We start from the raw sequence: 15875 nt of genomic DNA, 5'->3' as shown, positions 1-15875 counted from the left end.
TCTATTAGACAAGGACGATGGACATGTCCAGGCCCAGCGCATGCCGCACCCGCCCGCAAAATTCGTCCGGCGAACGGGAAATGATCTCTTCCGGCACGCTGAATTTCTTGATCAGGCGCTTGTGGCTCTCAAAACCGTAGGACACCATGAAAGGGTGCATGCCGGAGCCGATCGCCGCCAGGTAATCCTTGTGTTCGTCGCCGCAGATGTAGCCGCGCGCCGGGTTGATGTCCATGCGTTCCCGGATCGAACGGAATTCCTGCATCTTTTCCAGGTGCAGCGGCACGTGGGCGAAAAAATCGAAACTGTCGATATCGATATCGTGGCGCCGGAACAGCAGCCGCAGCGTATGCTCCGGGTCGTTGGTCATGTTGCGCGTCACCAGGCCGACCGCGATGTCGGGCGCGGCGACCAGGCTTTGCACCAGTTCGGCGATGCCGGGATAGAGCCGGGCTTCTTCCCGGTAGACCTCGGTCAGGGTAGCGATCAGCTGCTTGCGGTTCTGCTTGCCGATCTGCTTTTTCAGATTGGCCGGAAATTCTTTCAAGCCGCCCAGGTATTTGAACAGGCGGCGCCGCTTCTGGAATCTTTCTTCATCGCCGATCTCCATGCCGTGGCGGGAAAAGGTCTTGTCGATGGCGCTGTAAGCGTCGATAGTGGTGCCGTCTGCATCGAGAATGATTAATCGCTTGTTGTTTTTGTACATTGTCTATCCGTCAGGGAGAACCAGGGCCTTCAAGGCCGTTCTTGACGTCAACATATAGCAGTCGTATGACAGGACGATGACTTCGCCCGCCCACCTGTCAGGTATGATAGCGGCTCGCCAACCAGCCATCTCCGACCATGAGCGCCATCACCGATCTCGACACCCTGCTCGGCTCCATGAGCCCGCTCGCCGGCGACGGCTTGTTCGTCTTCTGCTGCATTGCCGACGGCCGCTACGGCGCGCACGCGGACCTGGCACCGCTCGCCTCGTTCCAGGAAAAGGAAGGCCTGACACTGATCCTGCCGCAGCCGGCCGCCGACCGCGCCGGACTGGCCTACGAGGGAGTGTTCGCCATGATTACGCTGAACGTCCATTCCAGCCTGGCGGCGGTCGGACTGACCGCCGCGGTGGCGGCAGAACTGACCAAGGCCGGCATCAGCGCCAATGTGCTGGCCGCCTGTTTTCACGATCACATCTTCGTGCCGGCCGCGCGCGTCGGCGAGGCCCTGGCAGTGTTGAGCGCGCTGGCGCAGCGCCATGGAAGCAGCGGCGCGGGCTAGCACAAGCGGATAGCGAGCCGCGTCAGGCGCTCCGCAGCGCCCGTTCTTTCTGCAACAGGCGCACGCTATGCACCGCGGTCAGCGCCACCGCGCACCAGATCGGGATATAAGTCAGCAACTGGCCCGGCGCCAAAGCTTCGCCCAGGAACAGCAGCGCGACGCCGACCAGCAGCACCGGCTCGACATAGCCGAGGATGCCGAACAAGGCCATCGGCAGCAGCCGGCTGGCGCCCAGGTAAAGACCTAGCGCCACCGTGCTGAGCAAACCCAGGCCGGGCAGCAGCAACAGCCACAGGCCGGACTGCTGCGCCACCAGCGCCAAGGAATCGCGCGCATACAGCATGGCGGCGGCAAACGGCAGCAGCAAGGCGATTTCGAGGACGAAGCCGGCCACCGGATCGGCATTGATCTTGCGCCGCAGGATAAAGTAAGGGGGATAGCCGAGCGCCACCACCAGCGTCGGCCAGGCAAAGCTGCGCGTCATCCACAGCTCATGCAGCACGCCCACCAAGGCGCAGGCCACCGCCAGCCATTGGAAGATATCCAGCCGTTCGTGATAATAGAAGCGGCCGACCAGCACCATGCTCAAGGGCAGCAGGAAATAGCCGAGCGACACTTCCAGCGCGCGCCCGTGCAGCGGCGCCCACAGGAAAATCCAGAGTTGCACCCCGAGCAGGGACGCCACCACCACCAGCATCAGGCAAGTCAGAGGTTCGCGCCGCAGGCGCTGCAGCAGCTCGCGCGCTTGCGGCCAGCGCCGTCGCAGGAACAGCAGCGCCAGCGCGCCGGGCAGCGTCCACACCACGCGCCAGGCAAAGATGTCCAGGCCGTCGAGCGGCGCCAGCAGCTTGGTATAACCGGACAGCAGGGCAAACAGCATCGAGGCGCCAACCGAGAGGCTGATGCCGCGCCCTATTTCATGCTGGCTCATAGCCTCCGGCCCGGAGTCAGCGTGGCCGGCTTGGCCGCCGCGTTCAATCGGCCAACGCTTCTTTGGCAGCCTGTTCCGGCGTCAAGCCGTCATAAAACTGGTCGGTGAACCACTCCACCTGTTCTTCGATATGTTCCTGCGCCTGCTCCAGCGTCGCGCCGCCGGCGACCAGGAAGCCTTCTACTTCGATACACCAGTTGATCAGAGCCAGCGTTTCCGGATCCAGCTCTTCATTCTTCTTTGCCATTATTTTTCCAGTCAAAACCATCAGGTTGTAGCAGTCTGACAACAACCCGCCCGCGACCAGGCGCCGGCGGCAAGTTCTCTGCCGCCGGTATTTTACTCGCCTCCGGGCTGCTCAGTGCTCAGGACGGATTTTGGCAGGGCTGCTCGCGCAGATATCTTTCAGTCGAGGCAGGACGGCGCGCCAGCATGGCCGGCGGCCGGATCGGACGGGCGACGAAATTACCGCCGCAATTGGGGCATACGCCCTTGAACACCTGGCCGGCGCAATCCACGCAGAAGGTGCATTCAAAGCTGCAGATGCGCGCGTCCGCCGAGTCCGGCGGCAGGTCGCGGTCGCAGCATTCGCAATTCGGTTTCAACAACAGCATGGCCATCCCCTTTCTTGATTTTTTGATTTTTTGATTTTTTGATTTTTTAAATTCTTGAATTTCACCCGGCCTGATGGCTCCAGCTGCCCTGGATCGTGATCTCGCTCTTGACTGACCTGGCCAGGAAACATTCTTCATGCGCCTTGTGGTGCAGATGTTCCAGCGCCGCGTCGTCCGGCACTTTGGCGCCGCCGAAAGTCACGGCCGGCAGCAATTCCACCAGCGCCACCCAGCTTTTGCCGTCGGCGCCGCGCCGCATATGGCCCTGGGCGTTATCGACATAGCGCTCGACCAGGTAGCCGGCGCTCCTGGCGATATCCAGGAACCACAGCATGTGGCAGCTGGACAGCGCGGCGACATAGGCCTCTTCGGGATCGACATTGGCCGGATCCGACAAAGGCGCCCTGACCACGTGCGGCGAACTGGAGGCCGGCACCACCGCGCCGCCGTCGAACTGCCACTGATGGGCGCGGCTGTAGCGGTTATCGACGAAGGCGGCGGCGCCCCGTTCCCATGCGACGGTGGCGATATGCGTGGACATGAATTCTCCTTGGTTTTCCTGGAATTTTTTTGCGGAGCCCTGTAGTGTGTCTGGGCGGCTCCCGAATGATATATCTTCACATTATCGTTGAAAAATATTTTACTCGTCTGCAACAACAAACAGGAATTCGCCATGCAACGCAAAACCCATTTCTCCCGCTGTCTGATGTCAGCCATGCTCGCCATCGCCCTGTTTTCCGGCGGCGCCCGCGCAGAACAAATCAACGTCATGAATTCCGGCGGCTTTAGCGCAGCCTACAAGGCGCTCGCGCCTGGCTTCGAACAGGCCAGCGGCGACACTCTGAACACCGCCTGGGGCCCGTCCATGGGCGCCTCGCCCGAGGCGATTCCCAACCGGCTGCAGCGCGGCGAAGCGGCCGACGTGGTGATCATGGTCGGCTATGCCCTGGATGATCTGATCCGGCAAGGAAAAGTAAGCGCCGACAGCCGCCAGGACCTGGCGGATTCACGGATCGGGATGGTGGTCAAGAGCGGCGCCGCAAAGCCGGACATCAGCACCATGGACGGCTTGCGCCAAGCCTTGCTGAACGCCAAATCGATCGCCTATTCGGACAGCGCCAGCGGCGTCTACATAGAAAGCAAGCTGTTCAAGCTGCTCGGCATTGAAGAGCAGGTCAAAGGCAAGGCGCACATGATTCAAAAGACCCCGGTCGCCAGCCTGGTGGCCAAGGGAGAATATGAGCTGGGACTCCAGCAGGTCAGCGAATTGCTGCCGGTGAGCGGCGTCGATTTTGCCGGCAAGATGCCGGAGCAGGCGCAAAGCATCACCACCTTTGCCGCCGGCATTCCCAGCAACGCCCTGCATCCCGAGGCCGGCAGAAAGCTGATCCGCTACCTGGCTTCCCCGGCAGCTCAGGACGCGATACGGGATAGCGGACTGGACTCCCTGTCTTCATCGCCCCGATAAAGCAGGCCGGCGCCGGCGCGAGCCCTGCTATTGCTGGCGCCAATAAACACTGCCGCCGTCGGCGCCCGGATACAGCTTGGTGTGATTCACATGGTTGAACGCCAGCGGAACCTGGACGGTATCGTAATGCAGCATGAACTGGCGGGCATGCAGGCTGGCGATCAGATCGGCAAGGCTGATTTTCGCCGGCGCATAGCCGCGTAAAATGTAGTATTGCATCTGCCACACCTGAGCCCAGGCCCAGTTGTCATGCCAGGAAAAATCACGTTCCGACCATACCGATACGTGCGCCTCGGAACGCACATTCTCGACCGAATTCTGAATCGCCGCCTCAGGCAAGACCACTACCGTGTAAGCAGAGCGATAGGTAAGGAAATTCAGCAAATCCTGGCCCGCCGATTTCGGCAAATGCTCGATGCAGTCGCCGATAATGGTCAAGTCGAACATTTCATCGGTCATCGTGGCAGGAATGTCGACCGCGCTCATCACATGCAGCGGCGAGTAAATATTCTGCAAGCCGAATCTCTCTACGTAGCTGCGCTCTATTTCCACGCCTTCCACAATGGCATGCGGCAAAACCTGTTTCGCCAGGCGGCCGTACTTCCCTTCGCCGCAACCGATATCCAGGACGCGCTCCGGCGCAAGCGCGCCAAGCAGCGCACCGGTAACTTCGTCAAAAGAACTCGCGGAAAATGGCATGATCGATATCCTGGCTAAATAAAATCAATTATCGGATTGCGTAGCATTGCGTTGAAAATGTATCGCGGCAGCTCAGCGGGAGACTGAGGGAGCGCTAGCTTGCACCTGCTCGATATCGGCCGCCGCCAGCCAGTGGCAGTAGCCGGCGAGCGTATTGCGGTCGATTTCGCCTAGCGGAATATGGTCATATTTTCCGGCGCGGAAATCGCGCTTGGACCAATACTCCTCGGTATGCCATGCATGGATATGCAGGACATCGCTGCCCAATGGGCGGCCGGCATGCGGAAAATGATCGAGGAAGCCCTGCGAACAGCGCTGCGGATAAGTGCGGCGCAGCGCCAGTTCTCCGGCGTACATGGTCAGGACGTTCTTGCACCAGCCGGGCCAGGCGCCCTCGAAGTCGCGGAATTCCTCGTCCAGAAGTTTCTGGCAATAGTCCATCTGGGCGATAACGAAATTGCCCACGAATTCGCTTGGCCCAAGCAGCGAGGCGCCGACGTTATGCAGGCCGGAATGCGGAAAACCCCAGCGCTGGCTGCATTCAACCAATTTCTTGCGGACTTCTTCCGTATAGGCGTAAGCGCCAAATCCGAAACACAATCCGCTCGGACGGAAATCAGCCATCGCGGAGGTGACGAAGGTGTCGCAATCGGTCTTCAGTATGTATTGATATTTCTTGCAAAGATCGAGGACTTCCGGCTGGCACAAATTTGCAACCGAATTGATGTAACCATACCCGGTCCATTCGCTATGGCTGTCCGCATAAGGCGCGCTTGGCAGCAGCTTGATCCGCGCATCCGCCGGCAGCGCGCCGATGGCGTCCGGATGGCACACGGCGATAATCTCTGCGCGGGCAAACAGATTGGAATAAATCATGCTCTTGTAGAGCCAATGAAATTCCTCGATCGTTTCGTCCCTGTTGTCGACATACACCAGCACACCTAAATCCATCGCCCATCCCTCAATCAGCCATGCAGAATCGATAACAAACCAGCATCCGGCGATGCCAGGCACCGAAGGATATATATTAATTGATTTCAATAGCAACAAGGCAAGCGCGCAGGTTTATATCTGCAGCGGATTCCTCTCTATGCTTGAAGACGGCCGGGATGGTAGTGCGAACGGGCGACGGGCAATGCCTGCCGCCCGCTGCGAGATGAGTTAGTTGTAGATAGGCATTGCCAGGAACAGCTTGATCACGATCGCATTGGCGATGTCGATGAAGAACGCGCTCACCATCGGCACCACCAGGAACGCCAGCGGCGACGGCCCGAAGCGGTCTGTCACCGCCTGCATGTTGGCGATCGCGGTCGGCGTCGCGCCCAGGCCGAAGCCGCAATGGCCTGCCGCCAGCACTGCGGCGTCGTAGTTCTTGCCCATGATGCGGAACGTCACAAACACGGCATAGGCAGCCATCGCCGCCGCCTGCACCGCCAGGATCAGCAGCACCGGCAAGGCCAGCGACGCCAGGTCCCACAGACGCAGGCTCATCAGCGCCATCGCCAGGAACAGCGACAGGCTGACATTGCCCAGCAGCAGGATGGCGCGCTCGAAAATCTTGTAGCCGACCAGCAGCGACAAGCCATTGCTCAGCACCACGCCGACAAACAGGACGCAGACAAAGGTCGGCAACTCAAACGCCGTGCCGTTGAGCTGATTGGCGATCAGGGTGCCGACCGACAGGCTGACAGCGATCAGGGCCAGCGCTTCGATGAAGGCTTGCGGCGTAATCAGCTGCTCCGCCTTGGGCTGCTCGAAACTCAGCGGCGCGTGGTCAGCCGGCACTGCCTGGGCGCCCGGCAATTTGACGCGCTTGACCAGGAAGCCGGCCACCGGGCCGCCGATCAGGCCGCCCAGGATCAGGCCGAAGGTAGCGCAGGCGATCGCGATTTCAGTCGCCGCCGCCAGGCCGTGGCGCTCGGAAAACACCCGGCCCCAGGCGGCGCCGGTGCCATGCCCGCCCGACAAGGAAATCGACGCGCCCAGCAAGCCGATCAAGGGATCGAGACCCATCATCTTCGCCATGCCGATGCCGATGGTGTCCTGCAAGATCAGCAAACCCACCACCACGCCCAGGAACAAAGCCAGGGTTTTGCCGCCGGCTTTCAGGCTGGCGAGATTGGCGTTCAAGCCGATGGTGGCGAAGAAAGCCAGCATCAGCGGCCCTTGCAGGGTATTGTCGAACTGCACCTGGACATCGGAAAAACTGCGCAAGCCGAACAGCAGCAAAGCCACCAGCAAGCCGCCCACCACCGGCTCGGGAATGCTGTACGTTCTCAGCAGCGAGGAAGAAGACACCAGCTTGCGTCCCAGCAGCAATACCAGCGATGCGGCGACTAATGTTTCCAGGGTGTCCAAGTTAATCATCTATTTCCTTTCGTTTCTAAACAAGTGCCGATGCCGGCAGCGTCGCTTACCGGGAACGGTTTCGCTCCGAAGCCGGATACAAGACAGGCAGCATCTGCGGCCATGCTTGCAATCTCCCGGCATGGGAGAAAGATCTCTTTGAATTCAGCACACAATTTCCCCTTGGCAATTGCTGAGAGTAACGCATTGCCGTTTGCATCGCTTACACCGCAGATTATTTCAGCGCTGAACCGCGTCGGAGGATAGGCAGGAATGCCTGGGTTGCTGACAAGAATTAATGCAATATGCCGAACGCCGGGTTCGGCGGCGACAAAAAATGCCGGGCCAATGCTGTCATAAAATCATTGACAAGGCAACATCAAATTCAATGTGCAACGCGCCGGCGAAGGTCGCCCGCCGTCAATTTTTGCTTCTTGCCGATCACTTTTAAGGACCGGGAATTTTGATGAAAAATTGACGCAAAGCGATGCCAGTTTTTCCTACGAAAATTCTCTCTCCGGAATTTGACCCGGCGCGAAACAAGCCGATTTTCGCGCCCGTCCTGTGGCATGCATCGCCAGTCAACATCAGCGCGCATGTCATGCGATCACTAACCAAAAAAACAATCAATATCTCCCATTCTTAGGTATTTTTTGAAACCACAAAGTCACTCCATTTAGGAAATATTCATGTATTTCGTCACTTCTCCTCCATTCCGAAAAAATAGCGACAAGTCCACATGCAAAAACAACAGATCCTACAACTTGAATAAAAGCCAATGCAAACAACGGTTTATGAGCGCATTTGAAAAACCGTAATAGAAGTGATATTTCTATATGTCAATACCACTTTAATACGGGTTGACAACCACTTTTCGGATCCCTAAAGTCCATCAATAAGAAGTTTCCGCATGGAAATTTCATTGCCCTACGAGCAAGCGCAGCGATCAATAGCAACCGGCATCCAGGCATGAATCGAACACTCTGCGAACACCCTATTTCCCCACGATTGTTCGCTGCAGTTTTCGATCACGATTTCACACCGCGGCTCCAGGCAGCGCACTGCTCTGCACCAGCCGCCCACTCTATCCAGGAGAAGAAATTGAAACTGAAGATGATAAAAGGCTTGGCAGTCTGTCTTTCATACACCGCGCTGTCGGCGCATGGCGCAGGGCTGCAGGCTTCTGCCGGCGGCAGTGCAGACATCGCCCAGGCCGGGCAGAGTGCGGCGCCGGCAGCCAGCTGCCAGTACAGCACCTGGACCGCCGGCGTCAACTATGCGATAGGCGCCATCGTCCAATATCCGGCCAACGGTTCTTTCTACAAAGAGGTGAACGCCGGCAGCAACGGCAGCGACGGCACCGATCCGACCATCAGCACCTGGTACTGGCAGCCGACCACCTGCAGCGGTTCGCCGACGCCGTCGCCGTCAAGCGGACTCATCTACAGCCCTTATTTTTACTCCGGCGACACCAGCGGCGACCAGCTCAATACGGCCGTCACCGGCAGCTCGCAACCCTTGCTCAAAGCCATGCCGGCCAAGCTGACAGCCGTGACCTGGGCCTTCGCCACCGGCAGCTGCGGCAGCGAAAACTGGAATGGCGTATCGGCGGCGGCGTTTGCCAAGGCCAACGTGGCCAGCTTTGTCAGCGCCGGCAAGAAATACATCGTTTCGACCGGCGGCGCCGGCGCCAATTTCACCTGCACCTCGGACGCCAATTTCGCCAAATTCATCAAGACCTACTACAGCGCCAACCTGCTCGGCATCGACTTCGATATCGAGAACACCCAGACCCAGAGCGACATCAACAACCTGGTCGCGCGCGTAGCGGCGGCGCAGGCGGCTTATCCCAAGCTGCGCTACAGCTTCACGCTGGCGACCGACGGCGGCAATGAAAGCCAGAGCCTGGGCGACATGGGCGTGAAGGTGATGACGGCAATCCAGAATTACGGCTTGAAGAATTACACGGTCAACCTGATGACCATGGATTTCGCCAATTCCGGACAGGAAAATTCCGCGCTGTGCACGCTTGACGGCAGCGGCAAATGCGATATGGGCAAGTCAACCATCAGCGCCGCCGAAAGCCTGCACAACCACTGGAAAGTGCCCTACAGCCAGATCGAGGTCACGCCTATGATCGGCGGCAACGACAGCATAGACGAAACCTTCACCCTGGCCGATGCCGTCACCGTCTCCAACTATGCCTTGTCGAAGAAACTGGGCGGCGTGCATTTCTGGGCTTTCGCCCGCGACCGCGACTGCGCTCCGGCGACGTCGGACAACAACTCCTCCGACACCTGCAATAACTACGGCAAGGCAGGAACCCTGGGCTACACCAACAAGTTCCTCTCCGCGCTCGGCTTCTAGGCAGCGCATTCGTCGATAGCGCCAGCGCGCCCATACCCGGCGGCAAGCCGGGTATGGCAACCCCTGTTTGCGCGCGGCTCCCTGCGGCGCTTCTCCGATACTTGAAGCACACTTTTTACTGGAACGACCTTGAAAACTTCCTCCGTTAAATATCTCGCCATCAGCGCCGCCTTTTCCCTCGCCAATGCGGTAGTCCTGAGCGGCTGCAGCTGGGCCGCCGGCTTCAAGCATCCCGGCGTGCTGGTCGACCTTGCGCGCCTGAACTACATCAAGAGCCAGGTCAATGCCGGCGCCGAGCCCTTTGCCTCGGCCTATGAAGCGGCCAAAAACACGACGCAAGGATCGCTCAGCTACCGGGTGCAAGGGCCGCCCGCCAGCCACGTGATCGAATGCGGCTCCGGATCGGTGCCGGATCACGGCTGCTCGACCGAAGACAGCGACGCCGCTGCCGCCTATACCCAGGCGCTGCTGTGGTTCATTTCGGGCAACGCCACCTACGCCAAGAATGCGATCGCCATCATGAACACCTATGCACGCAACCTGAGCGGCGGGCATACCGGTTCCAACGCTCCCCTGCAGTCGGCATGGACAGCAGAAAAATGGCCTGCAGCGGCGGAAATCATCCGCTACACCTATGGCGGCTGGGCGGCTGCCGACGTCACGGCGTTTCAAAAAATGCTGACTACCCAGTACCTGCCCAATATCAACAACAACCAGGGCGCCGGCAAGAACGGCAACTGGGAACTGAGCATGATCGACGGCATGCTCGGCATTGCCGTATTCACCGAAGACAAGGCATTGTTTTCCTCGGCAGTCGGCTTGTGGAAGAAATGGGTGCCCGCTTATTTCTACAACCAGGCGCAAGACGGCAGCGCGCCGGTGAAATTCAGCGGCAGTCCCAGCAGCTGGAACGGCCAGACCGTCTTCAACGCAGCCACCAGCGGCGTATCGCAAGAGACTTGCCGCGACACCCAGCACGTGCAGCTCGGCATGGCGGCCGCCTTCAATGGCGCCGAAACCGCCTATATCCAGGGCGCCGATCTATACGCAACTATGCAGGCGCGCCTGACCACGACGCTGGAATACCATGCGCGCATGCTGCAAGGCGTGCGCAACACTTCGCAAACCGACAGCGTCCCGATCCCGGCAGGCTTCCCCGGCCTGTGCGACGGCAGCTATATCCCGGTGCTGAAAGGCACCATGGAACGGGGTTATAACGCCTATCACAACCGCCTCGGCGTTTCACTGCCGCAGACCTTGAAGCACCTGGTCAACGATGTCAGGCCAAAAGCCAGTCCCGACGATTTGCACGACGTCATCCTGGAAACCCTGACGCATGGCGGCAGCCCCGCAAAATGACGCCCGCCGCGGGAGTTGCGCATGGAGCAGCGCCAGACTTCGGCTTGAACGGCACCATGTTCCACAACATGACGACGGTCTCGCTGGGCGGCGTCGGCGAGATCACGCACGTCATCAACCAGTATGGCAATAGCGCCAACGCCGGGTCCAGCGTAGTCCGGCTGGCGCAATAAAGACACGCAGGTTTACCTGCTCGGGGATTGTTCTAGTTGACAAATGCTTGGCTTAAAAGCTTGGCTTAAAAATTGATCAACCGCGACATCATTCAATCTGGAGAATACTTTGCCTAATTTACCCATGAAGAAAATATCGACAGCCCTGCTGCTTTCCTGCAGCCTGCTGGCCTTGTCCCTTAACGCCGGGGCGCACGGCCAGGCTGCCGGCAGCCAGCCCAGGCTGGACGCCAGAATCGCCCCTTGCGACGCCGCCTGGACAGAAGGCGCGGTGTACACGGCCGGCAGCAAGGTCAGCTACGGCGGCGTCAACTACAGCGCTGCCTACTGGACCCAGGGGAACAATCCGGCCGGCAGCAGCGGCGCCAGGGAAACGGCGCAGCCGTGGATCAGCGGCGCCAGCTGCCAGCAGGCCAAGGCGGCAGCCAACGATCACGATGCGAACTTCTCGCCGGCCACGCTGCAATTCCTGAAGACCAATACCGGTCTGGACGGCGAGCAGTGGGACAACATCATGAAGCTGATCAACAAGCCGGAACAGGATTCCCTCAACTGGACCAAATACTACGGCTACTGCGAAAACATCAATGACGACCGCGGCTACACCATCGGGATTTTCGGCGCCACCACCGGCGGTCCCAACGATGAAGGTCCGGACGGACCGGCGCTGTTCAAGGAATTCGACGCCGCCAGCGGCGCCGCCAATCCGACAATCGCAGGCGGCCTGGCGCGCGCCGGCGCGCATGGCAACATGCAAGGATCGATCCTGAAGATCACCGACAGCAAGGCGGATTTCTACAAGAAGATCGAGGCGTTGCAAAACAACCCGGCGTGGCGCGAAGCCATGTGGCATACTTTTTACAATGTCTATATCAAGTACAGCCTGCAGCAGGCGCGCCAGCGCGGCTTCACCTCGGCGCTGACCATCGGCTCGTTTGTCGATACGGCGCTGAACCAGGGCGCCAGCGGCGATTCCGGCACGCTGGAAGGCGTGCTGTCGCGTTCGGGCAAGAGCACCGATGAAAAAACCTTCATGACCAGCTTCTACGCGCAACGCAGCAAGATCGTCGACACCAATCAGTACAACCAGCCGCCTAACGGCAAGAACCGGGTGAAAGAATGGAGCACCCTGCTGGGCCTGGGAGAAGCCGATCTTAAGAATGCCGATGCGGATGTGGTCAAGGTAACCAACTGGATCATGAAGTAAGCCTGGGGACGCCCGGGTCTTGACCGGCCCGGGCGCGGTGCGCTGATCCGGCTAGTCGATGTCGATGCAGCATCACCATCAGGAGATAGCGATGAAACTCAAGGGATCCTGTCATTGCGGCGCCGTCCGCTTCAGCCTGGACAGCGCTACGCCCTATCCTTACCAGCGCTGCTACTGCTCGATCTGCCGCAAGACCCAGGGCGGTGGCGGCTACACCATCAATATCGGCGGCGATGCCGGCACCTTGAAAGTGACCGGCGGCGACGACGTCAGCGTCTACCACGCCAAACTCAAGCGCAAGGGCGAACGCCGGGTCCATACCAGCAACGCGCAACGGCATTTCTGCCGGCGCTGCGGCAGCGCCTTGTGGCTGTTCAGTCCGGAATGGCCGGAGCTGGTGCATCCGTTTGCCTCCGCCATCGACACGCCGCTGCCGACGCCGCCTGAACACACCCATCTGCTGCTGGCCTACAAAGCGCCCTGGGTTGAAGTCAAGGCCGGCCGCAAAGACCAGCAGTTCGCCGAATTCCCGAATGAGTCATTGGCTGACTGGCATGAGCGGCTGGGCTTGCTGGACGCTGACTAAGCATGCTTGTTTTTGACTCGGCATGGGCGGCGTCAAAAGCGTTGATCAACCCGATCATGTAATCCATGCGGAGCTGTTCCTGCGCAGTAGTTTTACGCCCCCACAGACAATCAAATTCCGCCACGATCAGCAGATAGTCCTGCTCGCAAATAATAGCTTTATCCATGTCATCCCCGGCAAAGTTGTATGTCAGCCGCCCGCTTGATCAGCCGGCGTCCTGCTCGCGCCACCAGCGCCGCCCGGCCTGGGGCGCGGCGACGCTCAGCATTTCACCCATCTGCGGCGTGCTGACCGGCACGCCCTTCTCCGCCGCCAGCGCGACGATGCGCTCGAACGGGTCTTGCCACGGGTGCAGGGCAAGATCGAAGGTGCCGTTGTGCACCGGCAGCAAATGCTTGCCGCCCAGGTCCAGGTGGGCTTGCAGGGTCTGTTCCGGCTGCATGTGGACGTCCGGCCAGTCGTGGTCGTAGGCGCCGGTTTCTATCATGGTCAGGTCGAACGGGCCGTAGCGCCGGCCTACCTCCTGGAAGCCGTCGAAATAGCCGCTGTCGCCGCTGAAGAACAGGCGCAGGCCGTCATCGATGATCACCCAGGAGGCCCACAATGTACTGTTGCCGTCGCTCAGGCCGCGTCCGGAAAAATGGCGCGCCGGCGTCGCCGCCAGCTGCAAGCCGCCGACCCGCGTGCTTTGCCACCAGTCCAGCTGCTGCACCTTCTCCGCCGGGATGCCCCACTTGATCAACGTGTCGCCCACGCCCAGCGGCGTCAGGAAGTGCTTTACCTTGCCGGCCAGCTGCAGGATGGCGGCATGATCCAGATGATCGTAATGATCATGCGACAGGATCACGCCCTCGATAGGCGGCAAATCGGCGATGCCGATCGGCGGCTGGTGGAAGCGCTTGGGGCCGATCCACTGCAGCGGCGAGGCGCGCTCGGAAAACACCGGATCGGTCAGCCAGAACGCGCCGCGCAGCTTCAGCAGCATGGTTGAATGCCCGAGGCGGAACAGCGAACGGTCCGGCGCCGCCAGCAGCTGCGCCGCGCTGATCGCCTGCACCGGGATCGGCCGCGCCGGCACGGTGCCGGCCGGCTTGTCGAAAGCGAAGCGCCACAATATCTGCAAGGTCTTGCGCAAGCCGTTCTTGTGCATCGGCTGGCGGTTCCTGAACTTGCCGTCGCGCCGCATTGAATATTGGATGGGGAGAGCCGTATCAAAGGCCTCGAGGGTTTCGCTTGCCATGCTGGTTGTCCTGTCCGGATATCGGTTATCGGTTATTTGACGATTTCTGCTGAAAACTGGAATACATTACACTATAATTACACTACACAGTGTAGTTTATAACATAAAAAAGTAAACTTGGCAGTGCAAATAATTCATATCCGGGACATGGCAGCCATGGCAAGCACCGAATAGTCACTGTTTCTATCGCGTCATCCGGTGCCGCACCGGCGCCACGGTCCACGACACGGTGTCCTGGACTATCATTTCGTGCACCGGCGAATCGGCCAGTTCGTCCATCAGCCGCTGCATGGCATCCGTACCGTGGGCGACGCTGTCCCAGATCAGCATGTCGACGATAGTGCCGTCCTCCCGCTCAGCCAGGCGGCGCGACTGGAATCCCGGCTGACGCTTGAGCCAGGCATTGACGCCGGCATTGGCGATGATGAAGTCTGCGCAGGAATAAGCTGCCAGCTTGAAGGTGGTGATTTCTATTGCTTCGTTCATGTCGTGCTCCTGGTCAGTCTTGCAGTGAGGCGATGTCGATCACAAAGCGATAGCGCACATCGTTTTTCTCCAGCCGCTCGTAGGCATCGTTGACATCCTGGATGCGGATGGTTTCAATGTCAGCCACAATGCCGTGGCGGCCGCAGAAATCCAGCATTTCCTGGGTTTCCTTGATCGAACCCATGAGCGAGCCGCTGAGGGAGCGCCGGCCCACCACCAGCGACAAGGCGCTGACCGGAATGGCCTTTTCAGGAATACCGATAATCACCAGCGAGCCGTCGATGGTCAGCAGATTGAGATAGGCGTTCCAGTCCAGCTCGGCGGAGACGGTGCAGATGATCAGATCAAAGCTGCCTGCAAGCGTCTGGAAAGTATCCGCCATGCCGGTCGCGTAGCAGTGATCGGCGCCGAAACGCAGGGCGTCATCCGCTTTCGACAGCGACTGGCTCAGCACCGCTACCTCGGCGCCCATGGCATGGGCAATCTTGACCCCGACGTGGCCGAGGCCGCCCATGCCTACGATAGCGACGCGTTTGCCGGGGCCCGCTGCAAAGCGGCGCAAAGGCGAATACATGGCGATGCCGGCGCACAGCAGCGGGGCCGTCGCGTCCAGCGGCAGCCAGTCCGGGATCGCCAGCACATAGCCCTCCTTGACGACGATGGATTCAGAGTAGCCGCCGTAAGTCAGGCTGCTGCCGTCGGCTTCCGGGCTGTTGTAGGTCTGCACCAGGCCGGGCATCAGATGTTCCAGGTCGACGTTGCGCGTGGCGCAGCTGGTGCAGGAATCGACAAAGCAGCCGACGCCGACCCGGTCGCCGGCCTTGAATTTCCGCACCTTGGCGCCGACCGCTGTCACAATGCCCGTGATCTCATGGCCGGGCACCATGGGAAACATCGAAAATCCCCAGGCATTGCGCGACATGGAAACATCTGAATGGCAGATGCCGCAGTACTTGATCGAGATGGCGACATCATCGTCCGCCGGCAGGCGCCGCTGTATCGTGAACGGGGCTAGGGGGCTGCGCGCGGCGGCAGCGGCGTAGGCTTTGGTGTAATTCATTGCGTGCTTTCTCAGGTGACAAGGCGGGATGACTTGATGTGCTCAATCCTACGGCAGAGGAATGCCCCATCGT

Annotated in this window: 18 protein-coding genes; 7 read left to right on the top strand and 11 right to left on the bottom strand. The window is 59.9% G+C overall.

The annotated features are described in order from the left end of the window. Window positions 1-4: 4 nt before the first annotated feature. Entirely contained in the window at window positions 5-706 is a 702-nt protein-coding gene (locus AC07V8_RS17820) for an HAD family hydrolase (protein ID WP_494680390.1), read from the bottom strand. A gap of 137 nt (window positions 707-843) precedes the next feature. Between AC07V8_RS17820 and AC07V8_RS17815 the strand changes: the two genes are divergently transcribed. Beyond that, window positions 844-1266, top strand: a complete 423-nt coding sequence (locus AC07V8_RS17815; RefSeq protein ID WP_494680391.1) for an ACT domain-containing protein — start codon at window positions 844-846, stop codon at window positions 1264-1266. A 22-nt stretch (window positions 1267-1288) separates the two neighbouring features. Here AC07V8_RS17815 and rarD read toward each other — a convergent pair whose 3' ends face one another. From rarD to AC07V8_RS17795, 4 genes are all read right to left on the bottom strand, one after another. After that, window positions 1289-2197, bottom strand: a complete 909-nt coding sequence (rarD, locus tag AC07V8_RS17810) for an EamA family transporter RarD (RefSeq protein ID WP_494680392.1) — start codon at window positions 2195-2197, stop codon at window positions 1289-1291. A 43-nt stretch (window positions 2198-2240) separates the two neighbouring features. Continuing rightward, complete coding sequence (locus AC07V8_RS17805) at window positions 2241-2444, bottom strand: hypothetical protein (RefSeq protein WP_061941816.1); 204 nt, start codon at window positions 2442-2444, stop codon at window positions 2241-2243. A 118-nt stretch (window positions 2445-2562) separates the two neighbouring features. After that, complete coding sequence (locus AC07V8_RS17800; RefSeq protein ID WP_494680393.1) at window positions 2563-2811, bottom strand: DUF1272 domain-containing protein; 249 nt, start codon at window positions 2809-2811, stop codon at window positions 2563-2565. Window positions 2812-2872: 61 nt separating this feature from the next. Further along, window positions 2873-3352, bottom strand: a complete 480-nt coding sequence (locus AC07V8_RS17795; protein ID WP_494680394.1) for an OsmC family protein — start codon at window positions 3350-3352, stop codon at window positions 2873-2875. Window positions 3353-3484: 132 nt separating this feature from the next. On the opposite strand from AC07V8_RS17795, the gene AC07V8_RS17790 reads away from it, so the two are divergent. Then, the gene (locus AC07V8_RS17790) at window positions 3485-4279 is read left to right on the top strand and encodes a substrate-binding domain-containing protein (protein ID WP_494680395.1); all 795 of its coding nucleotides are present in this window, start codon (window positions 3485-3487) and stop codon (window positions 4277-4279) included. 27 nt (window positions 4280-4306) lie between these two features. Here AC07V8_RS17790 and AC07V8_RS17785 read toward each other — a convergent pair whose 3' ends face one another. From AC07V8_RS17785 to gltS, 3 genes are all read right to left on the bottom strand, one after another. Continuing rightward, a complete protein-coding gene (locus tag AC07V8_RS17785) occupies window positions 4307-4978 on the bottom strand; it encodes a class I SAM-dependent methyltransferase (RefSeq protein WP_494680396.1) in 672 nt (223 codons plus the stop codon). A gap of 72 nt (window positions 4979-5050) precedes the next feature. Next, on the bottom strand, window positions 5051-5929 hold the full coding sequence (locus tag AC07V8_RS17780) for a DUF7164 domain-containing protein (protein WP_494680397.1): 879 nt from the start codon (window positions 5927-5929) through the stop codon (window positions 5051-5053). A 210-nt stretch (window positions 5930-6139) separates the two neighbouring features. Beyond that, the gene (gltS, locus tag AC07V8_RS17775) at window positions 6140-7345 is read right to left on the bottom strand and encodes a sodium/glutamate symporter (protein WP_494680398.1); all 1206 of its coding nucleotides are present in this window, start codon (window positions 7343-7345) and stop codon (window positions 6140-6142) included. 1080 nt (window positions 7346-8425) lie between these two features. Between gltS and AC07V8_RS17770 the strand changes: the two genes are divergently transcribed. The 5 genes from AC07V8_RS17770 (at window position 8426) to AC07V8_RS17750 (ending at window position 13016) form a co-directional block, all read left to right on the top strand. Continuing rightward, window positions 8426-9691 carry a glycosyl hydrolase family 18 protein gene (locus tag AC07V8_RS17770; RefSeq protein ID WP_494680399.1) on the top strand — a complete coding sequence of 422 codons (1266 nt, stop codon included), beginning with the start codon at window positions 8426-8428 and terminating at the stop codon, window positions 9689-9691. Window positions 9692-9820: 129 nt separating this feature from the next. After that, window positions 9821-11050: an alginate lyase family protein gene (locus AC07V8_RS17765; RefSeq protein ID WP_494680400.1), complete on the top strand. Its 1230-nt coding sequence runs from the start codon at window positions 9821-9823 to the stop codon at window positions 11048-11050. After that, window positions 11047-11223 carry a hypothetical protein gene (locus AC07V8_RS17760; protein WP_494680401.1) on the top strand — a complete coding sequence of 59 codons (177 nt, stop codon included), beginning with the start codon at window positions 11047-11049 and terminating at the stop codon, window positions 11221-11223. The genes AC07V8_RS17765 and AC07V8_RS17760 overlap by 4 nt, the downstream gene beginning before the upstream one ends. A gap of 109 nt (window positions 11224-11332) precedes the next feature. Then, a complete protein-coding gene (locus tag AC07V8_RS17755; RefSeq protein WP_494680402.1) occupies window positions 11333-12430 on the top strand; it encodes a chitosanase in 1098 nt (365 codons plus the stop codon). Window positions 12431-12521: 91 nt separating this feature from the next. Further along, window positions 12522-13016 carry a GFA family protein gene (locus AC07V8_RS17750; protein WP_494680403.1) on the top strand — a complete coding sequence of 165 codons (495 nt, stop codon included), beginning with the start codon at window positions 12522-12524 and terminating at the stop codon, window positions 13014-13016. Between the two features lie 205 nt (window positions 13017-13221). On the opposite strand, the gene AC07V8_RS17745 is transcribed toward AC07V8_RS17750, so the two are convergent. From AC07V8_RS17745 to AC07V8_RS17735, 3 genes are all read right to left on the bottom strand, one after another. Then, on the bottom strand, window positions 13222-14256 hold the full coding sequence (locus AC07V8_RS17745) for an MBL fold metallo-hydrolase (RefSeq protein ID WP_494680404.1): 1035 nt from the start codon (window positions 14254-14256) through the stop codon (window positions 13222-13224). Window positions 14257-14439: 183 nt separating this feature from the next. Then, window positions 14440-14742 (bottom strand): hypothetical protein, encoded by a 303-nt coding sequence (locus AC07V8_RS17740; protein WP_494680405.1) that lies wholly within the window; start codon window positions 14740-14742, stop codon window positions 14440-14442. A 13-nt stretch (window positions 14743-14755) separates the two neighbouring features. Beyond that, window positions 14756-15802, bottom strand: a complete 1047-nt coding sequence (locus AC07V8_RS17735; RefSeq protein ID WP_494680406.1) for an NAD(P)-dependent alcohol dehydrogenase — start codon at window positions 15800-15802, stop codon at window positions 14756-14758. Window positions 15803-15875: the final 73 nt, after the last annotated feature.

It is taken from the genome of Collimonas sp. GW821-FHT02H07, assembly GCF_059421505.1.
This window is presented reverse-complemented; position numbering and strand designations above follow the sequence as displayed.

Bases quoted from the DNA above. Each gene is read 5' to 3' on its own strand.
- AC07V8_RS17820 (WP_494680390.1), bottom strand. From the start codon at position 706: ATGTACAAAAACAACAAGCGATTAATCATTCTCGATGCAGACGGCACC.
- AC07V8_RS17815 (WP_494680391.1), top strand. From the start codon at position 844: ATGAGCGCCATCACCGATCTCGACACCCTGCTCGGCTCCATGAGCCCG.
- rarD (WP_494680392.1), bottom strand. From the start codon at position 2,197: ATGAGCCAGCATGAAATAGGGCGCGGCATCAGCCTCTCGGTTGGCGCC.
- AC07V8_RS17805 (WP_061941816.1), bottom strand. From the start codon at position 2,444: ATGGCAAAGAAGAATGAAGAGCTGGATCCGGAAACGCTGGCTCTGATC.
- AC07V8_RS17800 (WP_494680393.1), bottom strand. From the start codon at position 2,811: ATGCTGTTGTTGAAACCGAATTGCGAATGCTGCGACCGCGACCTGCCG.
- AC07V8_RS17795 (WP_494680394.1), bottom strand. From the start codon at position 3,352: ATGTCCACGCATATCGCCACCGTCGCATGGGAACGGGGCGCCGCCGCC.
- AC07V8_RS17790 (WP_494680395.1), top strand. From the start codon at position 3,485: ATGCAACGCAAAACCCATTTCTCCCGCTGTCTGATGTCAGCCATGCTC.
- AC07V8_RS17785 (WP_494680396.1), bottom strand. From the start codon at position 4,978: ATGCCATTTTCCGCGAGTTCTTTTGACGAAGTTACCGGTGCGCTGCTT.
- AC07V8_RS17780 (WP_494680397.1), bottom strand. From the start codon at position 5,929: ATGGATTTAGGTGTGCTGGTGTATGTCGACAACAGGGACGAAACGATC.
- gltS (WP_494680398.1), bottom strand. From the start codon at position 7,345: ATGATTAACTTGGACACCCTGGAAACATTAGTCGCCGCATCGCTGGTA.
- AC07V8_RS17760 (WP_494680401.1), top strand. From the start codon at position 11,047: ATGACGCCCGCCGCGGGAGTTGCGCATGGAGCAGCGCCAGACTTCGGC.
- AC07V8_RS17750 (WP_494680403.1), top strand. From the start codon at position 12,522: ATGAAACTCAAGGGATCCTGTCATTGCGGCGCCGTCCGCTTCAGCCTG.
- AC07V8_RS17745 (WP_494680404.1), bottom strand. From the start codon at position 14,256: ATGGCAAGCGAAACCCTCGAGGCCTTTGATACGGCTCTCCCCATCCAA.
- AC07V8_RS17740 (WP_494680405.1), bottom strand. From the start codon at position 14,742: ATGAACGAAGCAATAGAAATCACCACCTTCAAGCTGGCAGCTTATTCC.
- AC07V8_RS17735 (WP_494680406.1), bottom strand. From the start codon at position 15,802: ATGAATTACACCAAAGCCTACGCCGCTGCCGCCGCGCGCAGCCCCCTA.